Source organism: Microbacterium azadirachtae, assembly GCF_000956545.1.
In the GTDB taxonomy this organism is placed as follows: Bacteria; Actinomycetota; Actinomycetes; order Actinomycetales; family Microbacteriaceae; genus Microbacterium; species Microbacterium azadirachtae.
Genome location: NZ_JYIT01000033.1, coordinates 1 through 10,178, shown reverse-complemented (window position 1 = coordinate 10,178; position 10,178 = coordinate 1). Strand labels below are relative to the sequence as shown.

At 73.6% G+C, this 10,178-nt stretch carries 13 protein-coding genes; 8 read left to right on the top strand and 5 right to left on the bottom strand.

The genetic code is table 11. From position 1 onward, the window contains the following. Both RL72_RS00615 and RL72_RS00610 read left to right on the top strand, forming a co-directional pair. On the top strand, positions 1 to 826 hold an 826-nt coding region (locus RL72_RS00615; protein WP_156156648.1), incomplete at its 5' end, for a sensor histidine kinase. Positions 827 to 941: 115 nt separating this feature from the next. Next, the gene (locus RL72_RS00610; RefSeq protein ID WP_045248861.1) at positions 942 to 1,580 is read left to right on the top strand and encodes a response regulator; all 639 of its coding nucleotides are present in this window, start codon (positions 942 to 944) and stop codon (positions 1,578 to 1,580) included. 22 nt (positions 1,581 to 1,602) lie between these two features. Here RL72_RS00610 and RL72_RS00605 read toward each other — a convergent pair whose 3' ends face one another. Then, positions 1,603 to 2,502, bottom strand: a complete 900-nt coding sequence (locus RL72_RS00605) for a LysR family transcriptional regulator (RefSeq protein ID WP_045248860.1) — start codon at positions 2,500 to 2,502, stop codon at positions 1,603 to 1,605. An 86-nt stretch (positions 2,503 to 2,588) separates the two neighbouring features. Between RL72_RS00605 and RL72_RS00600 the strand changes: the two genes are divergently transcribed. The 5 genes from RL72_RS00600 (at position 2,589) to RL72_RS00580 (ending at position 6,679) form a co-directional block, all read left to right on the top strand. After that, positions 2,589 to 3,089, top strand: coding sequence for a carboxymuconolactone decarboxylase family protein (locus RL72_RS00600; RefSeq protein ID WP_045248859.1), 501 nt, complete (start codon positions 2,589 to 2,591; stop codon positions 3,087 to 3,089). Positions 3,090 to 3,201: 112 nt separating this feature from the next. Next, positions 3,202 to 3,549 carry a PadR family transcriptional regulator gene (locus RL72_RS00595; RefSeq protein ID WP_045248858.1) on the top strand — a complete coding sequence of 116 codons (348 nt, stop codon included), beginning with the start codon at positions 3,202 to 3,204 and terminating at the stop codon, positions 3,547 to 3,549. 1 nt (position 3,550) lies between these two features. Beyond that, a complete protein-coding gene (locus RL72_RS00590; RefSeq protein ID WP_045248857.1) occupies positions 3,551 to 4,330 on the top strand; it encodes a hypothetical protein in 780 nt (259 codons plus the stop codon). Positions 4,331 to 4,433: 103 nt separating this feature from the next. Continuing rightward, positions 4,434 to 5,222 (top strand): ABC transporter ATP-binding protein, encoded by a 789-nt coding sequence (locus RL72_RS00585; protein ID WP_045248856.1) that lies wholly within the window; start codon positions 4,434 to 4,436, stop codon positions 5,220 to 5,222. Continuing rightward, positions 5,219 to 6,679, top strand: a complete 1,461-nt coding sequence (locus RL72_RS00580) for an ABC transporter permease (RefSeq protein WP_045248855.1) — start codon at positions 5,219 to 5,221, stop codon at positions 6,677 to 6,679. The genes RL72_RS00585 and RL72_RS00580 overlap by 4 nt, the downstream gene beginning before the upstream one ends. Here RL72_RS00580 and RL72_RS00575 read toward each other — a convergent pair. The 4 genes from RL72_RS00575 to RL72_RS00560 form a co-directional block, all read right to left on the bottom strand. Further along, positions 6,603 to 7,211 (bottom strand): hypothetical protein, encoded by a 609-nt coding sequence (locus RL72_RS00575; RefSeq protein WP_175491254.1) that lies wholly within the window; start codon positions 7,209 to 7,211, stop codon positions 6,603 to 6,605. The genes RL72_RS00580 and RL72_RS00575 overlap by 77 nt on opposite strands. Next, the gene (locus RL72_RS00570; protein ID WP_045248854.1) at positions 7,208 to 7,696 is read right to left on the bottom strand and encodes a SprT-like domain-containing protein; all 489 of its coding nucleotides are present in this window, start codon (positions 7,694 to 7,696) and stop codon (positions 7,208 to 7,210) included. Before RL72_RS00570 ends, RL72_RS00575 begins: the two co-directional genes overlap by 4 nt. A gap of 328 nt (positions 7,697 to 8,024) precedes the next feature. Continuing rightward, entirely contained in the window at positions 8,025 to 8,552 is a 528-nt protein-coding gene (locus RL72_RS00565) for a hypothetical protein (RefSeq protein WP_045248853.1), read from the bottom strand. Positions 8,553 to 8,705: 153 nt separating this feature from the next. Beyond that, entirely contained in the window at positions 8,706 to 9,572 is an 867-nt protein-coding gene (locus tag RL72_RS00560; RefSeq protein ID WP_045248852.1) for a spermidine synthase, read from the bottom strand. A 126-nt stretch (positions 9,573 to 9,698) separates the two neighbouring features. Here RL72_RS00560 and RL72_RS00555 point away from each other — a divergent pair. Next, positions 9,699 to 10,178, top strand: a 480-nt coding sequence (locus tag RL72_RS00555) for a glycoside hydrolase family 3 N-terminal domain-containing protein (RefSeq protein ID WP_045248851.1), incomplete at its 3' end; no start/stop codon positions are given.

Sequence of the window (10,178 nt, the reverse complement as noted above, 5' to 3'; positions counted from 1 at the left end):
CCTCGCCGGCATCTACATGTCCCTGATCAACGAGCAGGCCCTGATCCAGGATGCCGAGACGGGGCTGCGCGTCGCGCTGGTCGCGGTGCTGCTCGGCACCGTGTCGGTGCTCACCCTGGTGATGGCCTGGGGCGGCGGACTGCTCTGGCGGGTCGTGCTGCGCGGGCGGAGGACCCGCGAGGCGCAGGTGCGGGCGGAGGCGGTGGCGGTCGCGGAGCAGGAGCGCGTGCGGATCGCGCGCGACATGCACGACGTCGTCGCGCATTCGCTCGCGGTCGTGATCGCGCAGTCCGACGGGGCCCGATACGCGGCGGCCGCGGATCCGGCCCAGGCGACGGCCGCCCTCGTCACGATCGGCCAGACCGCGCGCGCTGCGCTGTCCGATGTGCGGCTGCTGCTGGCGCAGCTGCGCCACAGCGAGGGCGAGGGGCCGCAGCCGACCCTCGCCGACCTGGAGACGCTCTACGCGCAGGTGCGCGCCGCCGGCGTCGAGCCGCGGGTGACCGTCGATCCCACGCCGCCGGGGGAGCCCCCCGCTTCGATCCAGCTGGCCGTGTACCGGATCCTGCAGGAGGCACTGACCAACGCGATCCGGCACGGGACGGGCGACGTGGACGTGCGGCTGAGCTGGTACGCCGATGCGGTGCACCTCGTGGTGCGCAACGGGGTGCCGGCGACGCCGCGCCAGACGTCGGCCGAGCGCGGACACGGCCTGATCGGGATGCGCGAGCGCGCGCAGCTCGTGGGCGGCACGCTGGTGGCCGAGCACGAGGGATCCGACTTCGTGGTGAGCGCCGCCCTGCCCGTCGGACCGGCTCCCGCGTGACCGCGGCGCCCGCCGTCTGCGCGGAGGCCGCGACGGGGACGGACGAGACCGGCGCCGGAAGGATGACAGACTCTTCTGAGAGGTGCGGGGGATCCGCGCGGGACGAGGAGGCGGGATGATCCGGGTCGTGCTGGTCGACGACCAGGCGCTGTTCCGCGCCGGCATCCGCATGCTCGTCGCCTCCCAGCCCGACCTCGAGGTCGTCGGCGAGGCGGGTGACGGCCAGGAGGCTCTCCAGGTCGTGCGGGCCACGCGCCCCGACGTCGTGATGATGGACATCCGGATGCCCGTCATGGATGGCCTGACCGCGACCGCCCTCATCCTGGAGGAGCCGGATCCGCCCCGCATCGTCATGCTCACGACGTTCGACCTCGACGAGGCCGCCGCACGGGCGATCCGTCAGGGGGCCAGCGGCTTCCTGCTGAAGGACGCGGATCCGGAGTTCCTGCTCGCGGCGATCCGCACCGTGCACTCCGGCTCCAGCGTGATCGCGGCCTCGGCAACCCGGGAGCTCTTCGCGCACTTCGCCGCTCCCGAGCAGGTGCCGGTGCCGCCGAGCTACCTCGACCTCACCGAGCGCGAGAAGGAGATCTTCGCGCTCGCGGCGCGCGGCCTGTCCAATGCCGAGATCGCGGCCCGCGAGTTCCTCTCCGAGGCGACCGTGAAGACGCATATCAGCCGCATCCTCACCAAGCTCGCCCTGCGCGATCGCGTGCAGCTGGTGGTGTTCGCTTTCGAGCACGGCCTCAACTGAGCCCGGCGGGACGGGCCCCGGCTCAGGATCCGTCCCGACGCGCTCCCGCGAGTGCGCTCCGATCGCGCAACAGGGCGAGGAGGGCGCGCGCGGCCCGCGTCGGGCCTGGCCGCCACACGGCGCCGAGGCGGGAGCGCACCGAGGGGGCGTCGATCGGGACGGCGCGGATGTCGTCCCAGCGCCGGCAGGTCGCGGCGCTCACGACCCCGACGCCGAGCCCGCGCACGGCGAGCTTCTGCACGACTGCCGGAGTGGACACCTCCCAGCGCGGCGCCGTCGCCCCGTGCAGTCCGGCGAGGAGGGCGTTCAGAGCCGCGCGATCGCCGGTGCCCTCGGGAAGGGCGATGAGATCCATCCCGGCCAGCTCTGCCGGGCGGATCCTGCGTCGCGCCGCCCAGGGGTGATCGGGGGAGATCACCGCGACGAGCGGATCGTCGAAGATCGCGAAGGCCTCGAGGCCGTCCGGCGGCTGCTCCGCCCAGGCCACGAGGGCGACGTCGAGCTCGCCGCGGCGCACCGCCTGGGCCAGGCGGCTCGAGGTGTCCTCGCGCAGCCGCAGGTCGAGTCCGGGATGGGCGGCGCCGATCTCCGCGAGCGCGTCGTAGAAGGCGGGCCAGGTGAGGCCGAAGACCGTGCCGACGCGCAGGGAGCCGAGCAGGAGCCCGCGCAGATCCGCAGCGGTCGCACTGATCTCGCCGATCGCCTCGAGCGCGGCGCGGAGGACGGGGAGCAGGCGCTGGCCGTCGTCGGTGAGAGTCACCCGGCGTCCGCTGCGGTCGAACAGGGCGACGCCGAGCTCGCGCTCCAGCTTCTGCACCTGCGTGCTCACGCCGGACTGGCTCACGTGCACGACCTCGGCCGCCGCGGTGAAGGACCCGGTCTCCACGACGGCGAGGACGTATCTCAGCTGATGCAGTTCCATCTCTCCGACAGATGATAGCGATCGGATCCAGCTGTTGGACGGATGGTGCGCCCCGGCGGGATCCTGAACGGGACGAAAGGAACGCCATGAACACGATCGAGAACACCGCCGTGCACGAGGACCTCGTCCCGGTGCCGGTGCGTCTGGACATCGACACGGTGGCCCCGCGCTTCTCGCGCGCGCTCGCCGGGCTCGACGCCGCGATGGTCCGCGAGCTCGACGCGGCCGGCATCGACGCCGGACTGCGGGAGCTGGTGCGCCTGCGCGCCTCGCAGATCAACGGCTGCAGCTACTGCGTGGACCTGCACTCGGGCGACGCGGCGAAGGCGGGGGAGGCGGCTCGCCGGATCGCGGCGGTCGCCGTGTGGCAGGAGTCGCCCTTCTTCACCGCCCGCGAGCGGGCGGCGTTCCAGCTGACGGAGAGCATCACGCGCCTGTCGGAGACCCACGTGCCCGATGCGGACTGGGCGGCTGCGGCGACGCGGTTCTCGCCGGAGGAGCTGGGTGCCCTCGTCTCGCTGATCGTCGTGATCAACGCCTGGAACGCCGTGGGCGTCTCGACGCACGCCTGGACCGGGTCGATGTGATCCGGTGCCGCGCTCGCGCCGCTCCGGATCGGCACGAGCGCGGCCGTCGTTGAGGGTGAACTCTCAGGAACCCAGACTGTCGATGCATCGACAGTCTGGGTAAAGTCGACGCATGGCTGACGAACGACTCCGAGGAAACCTCGAGATGCTGATCCTGGCGACGCTCGCGCGCGGATCCGCCCACGGCTACGCGCTCGCCGAAGCCCTGCGCGCGACCAGCGGCGGCGAGTTCGACGTGCCGGAGGGCTCGCTCTATCCCGCGCTGCACCGGCTGGAGCGCAGCGGCGCCGTCGCGAGCGAGTGGGTGCACGACGGTCGCCGGCGGCGCGTCTACGCGATCACCGCCGACGGTGCGACGCAGCTCGCCCGCGAGACACGCGCGTGGCGGCGCTTCGCGGACGGCGTGGCCTCGACGCTCGCCGCGGGTGCGATCCGACCCGCGGTCGGGCAGGGGGTGTGAGATGAGCGACGCGATCGACCGCTATGTCGCCGGCCTCGCCGACCGCCTGGGCGCGGGCCGTGACACATGGCGCCTTCTGGCCGAGACCGACGCGCACCTGCGCGACGCGCAGGCAGCCCTGCAGGCGCAGGGGATGGCCGCCGACGCCGCGGCCGATTCGGCCGTCGCACGGTTCGGCGACCCGGCCGTGGTCGCGAAGGCGCCGTCGCCGCGCCGCCGCGCTCTCGGCCTCTTCAGCGGGGCATGGCTCGTCGTGGCGCTCGGGCTGGTCGTGATCGGCGTCAGCGGGCTGGTCTCGTGGGCGCTCGAAGCGCTCCTCGGCCCCGCGTTCCTCGCCGGGGACGTGAACGGGGTGACGTACACCGCTGCGCGGTGTGCGGACTTCCTCGGGTTCTTCCCGGACGCCGGCAGCTGCGCCGCGGCCGCGGCGATGCACCACTCCGAGGAGATCGTGTCCGAGCGCCTCGCGGCCGGGGTGCTCGGCCTGCTCCTGCTGCTGGTCTGGCTTCTTGTGCGCAGCATCCGCGGCGCCGTGCCGATCGCCCGCGAGGACCGCCGCCTGCTGCTCGTCGCGAGCGCGGTCGCCTATCTCGGCGTGGGCATGGCGGGCTTCGGATCGGGTGTGCTCTCGGTGCTCCTCGACCTCGCGCGCGGTCTGGCGGTCGCGGGCGTGGGCGTGCGGCTCAGCGACGGCGCGATCGCCCTGGTCGCGGGCGTCGTCGCCGTCATCCTCGTCGTGCGCTTCGCCCGACGCGGCGTTGCGGCGCGCCCCGCCGCCTGATCCTCGTCGAGGGATCCGGACCACCGGGATCATCCTGCAGATGTACGCGGATGATCCCGGAGGCCGACGCGCCGGTCGGAGGCGGATCCGTAGCGTCGAAGCCATGGAGATCACGACGAGCGACCTGGGACTCGCAGCCCGCGTCCAGCACCTCACCAAGACCTACGGATCCGGAGAGGGCGCGGTGCGTGCTCTCGACGACGTCAGCGTCGGGATCCGTCGCGGTCAGTTCACGGCGATCATGGGGGCATCCGGGTCGGGCAAGTCGACCCTGATGCACATCATGGCGGGCCTGGACACCCCGACGCGCGGCCGCGCGTGGATCGGCGACACCGAGATCACCGGCCTCGGCGACCTCGACCTCACGATCCTGCGCCGCCGCCGGGTCGGCTTCATCTTCCAGGCGTTCAACCTGGTGCCGACCCTCGACGCGCTCGGCAACATCCTGCTGCCGTTCGAGCTCGACGGGCGTCGCCCTTCGGCGATCGAGCGGGCGAGGATCGACTCGCTCGTCGAGATCCTCGGCATCGGCCCGCGGCTGCGTCATCGTCCGCACCAGCTCTCCGGCGGGCAGCAGCAGCGCGTGGCGATCGCCCGCGCCCTCGCCACCGCGCCCGATCTCGTGTTCGCCGACGAGCCCACCGGAAACCTGGACTCCGCGTCCGGCCGTGAGGTGCTGCAGCTGCTCTCGACCGCGAGCCGCGAGCAGGGGCAGTCGATCGCGATGGTCACGCACGACGCGATCGCCGCCAGCTACGCCGATCGCGTGCTGTTCCTCGGAGACGGCCGCATCGTCGCCGACCATCCGCGCCGCAGCGCCGACGAGATCGCAGCCCTCATGCTGTCGGGCGGCACGCCCGCCGCGGCGGCCCCGGTGGGGGTGACGGCATGACCGCGGTCGCGCCGACGCTCCTGGAGACGCCGCTGACCCCGTCGCGGCTCGCGTTCCTCCGCGAGCGCGGAATGGGCTCGAGCGTGTTCGTCGCCGCGCTCACCGCCGCATTCGGCGTGATCCTCGTCGACACCACCGCCTTCCTGGGCGCGCTTCTGCAGAGCGATCCGACGATCGGCGACAGCAAGACCCTCGCGTACGTCGTGCAGATCCTCTCGGTGCTGCTCACCGCCGTCGCGATGTACGTCGCCGCGATCGTCACCGCGAACACGTTCTCCACGATCGTCGCGGGTCGCACGCGCAGGATCGCGCTCCTGCGGCTCATCGGCGCCTCGGCGAAGGCCCAGCGCACGGAGGTGGCCGGACAGGGGCTCGCCGTCGGCGTCCTCGGGTCCGCCCTGGGGCTCGTCGCGGGCGTGCTGCTGAGCTGGGCCGGGATCGCTATCGGATCCGCCGCGTTCGCGCACGCACCGCTCGGCTTCTCGCCGCTGCAGCCCGCTGTGCTGATCCCGGCCGTCGGGGTCGCGCTCACCACGTGGCTCGCTGCGTGGGCCGGATCCCGACGGGTCCTGACCGTCACGCCGCTGCAGGCGCTCGCCGGGTCGGCCGAGCGCAGCGCCGCCGAGATCGGCAGCATCTCCTCGCGGCACCTCGGCGCGATCACGATGTTCGTGCTGGGCGGAGCGCTGCTCGCCGGCGGCGTCGTCTACGGGCTGACCTCGCCGCTCGGCGTGGTGGTGGCGTTCTTCGGCGGGGTCTTCTCGTTCACGGGCCTCGCGATCGGCGCCGCGCTGATCATGCCGCCGGTGCTGCGGATGGTCGGGGGCCTGTTCGGGCGCAGCGCCACCGCCCGGCTCGCGGCCGAGAACGCGCTGCGGCACCCGGAGCGGTCGAGCCGCATGGCGATCGGCGTGGTCATGGGCGTCACCCTGGTGACGATGTTCGCGGTGGCGATGGAGTCGGCCAAGGCGCTCGTGGTGCGCACGAGCGCGGAGCAGCTGCCGCCCGAGTACTTCGCCCCCTTCGACGTGTTCGGCACCGTGATGATGGTGCTCGTCGCCGTCTCCGCCGTGATCGCGGCGGTCGGGCTGGTCAACCTGCTCACGATCGGGGTCGTGCAGCGCCGGCGCGAGCTGGGCCTGCTGCGCGCCATCGGCCTGACCAACCGGCAGGTGCGCCGGATGGTGCTCCTCGAGGCGGCGCACGTGACGATCGCCGCCACAGCGACGGGCCTCGTGCTGGGTGTCGCCTACGGGTGGATCGCGGCACAGTCGCTGCTGGGATCCGTGCCGTCGATGCCCGACTTCCAGCCCGCGGGGCTCATCGCCCCGGTCGTCCCCTGGGTGCCCGTGGTCGCGATCGTCGTGGCCACGGCGGTGCTCACTCTCGTGGCGTCGGTCGCCCCGACGCGCCTGGCGACCCGGGTCGCCCCGGTCGAGGCGCTCGCCGCCGACTGACCGGCGCACGACCTGCGGACGCGGGGCCGTCGTCCTCGGCGGCGGCCCTGTCCCAGCCGCGGGCGAGACGGCGGATCCGCAGGCCGCGCCACTGCCACGCCACCCACAGCACGGGCAGGAGCAGCGCGGATCCGGGTCCGCCGAACACGAGGCGGTCCCTCCAGAGCGCCCGCCCGTCCGGCAGCGGCGAGACGGCCATGCGGTGGTCCCAGATGTCGAGCGAGGCGAGCGGCCCGGTCAACGGGATGCCGCTGTCGCGGAGGATCCGCACCGTCTCGCCGTGGTGCTCGCGCGTCTCGTCGTAGGCGCCGATGAGCTGCGTGCCGACCGTGATCCGCCCGAACAGGCGCAACCGCACGGCGGAGTGCAGCAGCGAGCCCTCGTCCGCGTGCGTGAGCGGCTCGACCACGAGCACCGGGGCGTAGAGCGAGGTCAGCACGGCGGGCGAGTGCAGCGCCGCCCACGCCGCGTCGGCGCTCGCGCGGATGCGGAATCGCAGCTGCACCTGGTGCCGTCGCGGTCGCGGCGTCATCGGGGCATCACCGCCGCGCGGCGGTCGGCCGCGGTGATCTCGCGCCGCGTCCACACCAGCAGGAAGCGCTCGTCGTAGCGGCGCGAGCAGCGCGCGCACGACGACGCGCGCGTCGGGCGGCGATGACGGTAGGTCACGTGGCCGGTAGGGCAGCGGCCCACCCAGGGGGCGAGCTCGACGGCGGTCTCGCCGCGGTGCGTGGTGCCGCCGACGTAGCCGAGCGAGCGGGCGACGCGCTTCCATGCCGTGCCGTGCGCGGCGTCGTGGCCGGCCAGCGCGTGGGCCACCTCGTGCAGCAGCACCTGGTGGATCTCGTCGTCGTCGAAGCGCGCGGCGAGATAGCGCGAGACCGTGATCCGCTTGTCGCGGTAGTTGCAGGCTCCCGCCCGGCGCTTGGCGTTGTCGAAGCCGAACGTCCACGTCGGATCCAGATGCAGCCGGATCAGCGCCTCGCCCCAGACCCGGACCCGTTCCAACTCGGCCATGCACTCACGTTAGGGGATGCCCCGGACATCCGGGCGCACTCCGCGGCACGGCGGTCCGCAGGGAGGCCGGGGCGTTCTGCAGGGAGGGCAGGCCGTTCTGCAGGGAGGCCGGGGCGTTCTGCAGGGAGGCCGGGCCACCATCGGGGCACACGCGCCCGGAATCCGCCGCGGACCGGTGCCGTGACAGGCGCCGAGCGGCGGTTACCCTGCGGAACGCACGGCGGTCCCTGCGGAACGCACGGCGGTCCCTGCGGAACGCACGGCGGTCCCTGCAGAACGCGCGGCGGTCCCTGCAGAACGGCCGTAACACGCGAGCGCCGGCGAAGGGTCAGCCGTTGACGGCGACCGGGTCGCGGTGGCGCTCCACGGTCTCGATGGCGAGCAGCGCCGCCTCGAGCTCGCTGTCGGCGGCCCCCGCCTCCCGGCGCAGGAACAGCGTGCGCTTGAAGCTCTCCCTGGCCTGCTCGTAATCGCCGGCCTCGAAGGCGTTGCGGCCCCGGTGCTGGTGCGCGAACGCGGCGATCGGGATCCAGCCCTGGCCCTCGGCCTCTGCCACGCAGGTGGCGAGCTCGTGATCGGCGGCGGCGTGCGCGCGCCGGTACTGCAGCACGGTCGCGTGCAGCACGCGCGCGCGGATCAGATCCTTGCGGGTGCCGGCCATGCGCGCCTGGCGCACCGCCTCGTCGGCCAGCACGAGCGCGTCGTCGAGGCGGCCGAGCACCTTCAGCAGCCACACGCGCTCGAGCATCGACGGGAGGCTGCGCTGGTCGCCGATCTCCTCGAGACGGGCCTCGCACTCGGAGGGATCCACGAGCTCACGCAGAGAGTCCGGGTCGTATCCCTTGATGTAGCCCACGCGCCGCCCTCCTGTACCGCTCGCCGTGTCCTCCAGTCTGCCTGCGGATCCCGAGCATCCGCGAAGGTCCCCAGGCGTGCCGTGGATCCGACCGCGGGAGGGGGGCTCCGACCCGACCGGTGAGTGCGATGAGACGGCGGAGGGGCGCGCGCGTCAGCGCAGGAACAGGCCGGCGTCGGGCCGGGGGGAGGCGACCGCGGTCGCATCGGTGACGATCGCCGCGTCCTTCGCGAACGCCGTCACCTCGGCGCCGTGCGCGAGCTTGGCCGGATGCGGGCCCGCGGCGAGGATGCGCGGCAGTGCGTCGGACGGCAGCGGCGCGGCCGATGCGGCGAGCACCAGGTTGCCGAACCGGCGGCCCTTCAGGATCTGCGCGTCGGCGAGGATCGCGACCTCGGGCAGCACCGTCCGGATCGTGGCCACCTGGCGTCGGGCGAAGGCGAGCCCGGGGCCGTCCGCGACGTTCACGAGCAGCACGCCGGTCGGCGCGAGCAGGGCGGCCAGCTCCGCGTAGAACTCGACGCTCGTGAGATGGGCCGGCGTCTGCGCGCCGGAGTACACGTCGGCGACGACCAGGTCGACCGCGCCGGCGAGCGCCGGAGGCAGCCGCCGCACGCCCTCGCGGGCGTCGCCGATGCGGATCCGGATCGCGGCGCCGCGCGGCAGCGGCAGGTGCTCGCGCACCAGGTCGACGAGCGGGGCCTCCAGCTCGATGACCTGCTGGCGGGATCCGGGGCGGGTGGCGGCGATGTAGCGGGGGATGGTCAGCGCCCCCGCGCCCAGATGCACCGCGGTGATCGGCGCGCCGGGGGTGGCGAGCTGGTCGATCAGCGCGCCCATCCGCACGATGTACTCGAAGTGCAGATGCGTCGGGTCGGCGGGGTCCACGTGCGACTGGGGCGTCTCGTCGATGAGCAGCTCGAACCCGCCGCCGAACTCCGCCGGCACCACGCGTGCGATCCCGCCGGATCCCAGTCGCGCCGCCGGGTGCTCGGTGTCCTTCGTGCGCGCTCTGCCCATGGGACGAGCGTAGGACGCCTGCGCCGGGCTTGGCGCACAGGAGGGCACGGAACGCTTGCACCGGGGTTTGTTAGTAGTGGATGCTTAATGCGGCGCGCCGCGCCGACGGATCGACGAGGAGACCTCATGACCCCCGCCCCCCGCGCCCTCCCGGCCGACGAGCTCGCCCGCCTCGCCAACGGCGTGCTGTGGCCCGGATTCCTCGGCACCGAGCTGCCGGAGTGGCTCGCCGCGGAGCTACGGGACGGGCTCGCCGGCGTCGTGTACTTCGCGCAGAACCTCTCGCCGCGCCTCGACGCGCTGAGCGCCGCGATCCACGGGGCCAACCCGCGGGCGCTCATCGGCGTCGACGAGGAGGGCGGCAGCGTCACCCGCCTCGAGGCGCGCACCGGATCCACGGTCCCCGGCGCCGCGCAGCTCGGCGCGCTCGACGATCCCGCCGCCACCAGGGCGACCGGAGCCGAGCTTGCCCGCCGGGTCCGCGCGGCGGGCGCCGACGTGCTCATCGGGCCTGTCGCCGACGTCAACACCGATCCGCGCAACCCCGTCATCGGGGTGCGGTCCTTCGGCGCGCAGACCGACCTGGTGTCCCGGCACGCCGCCGCC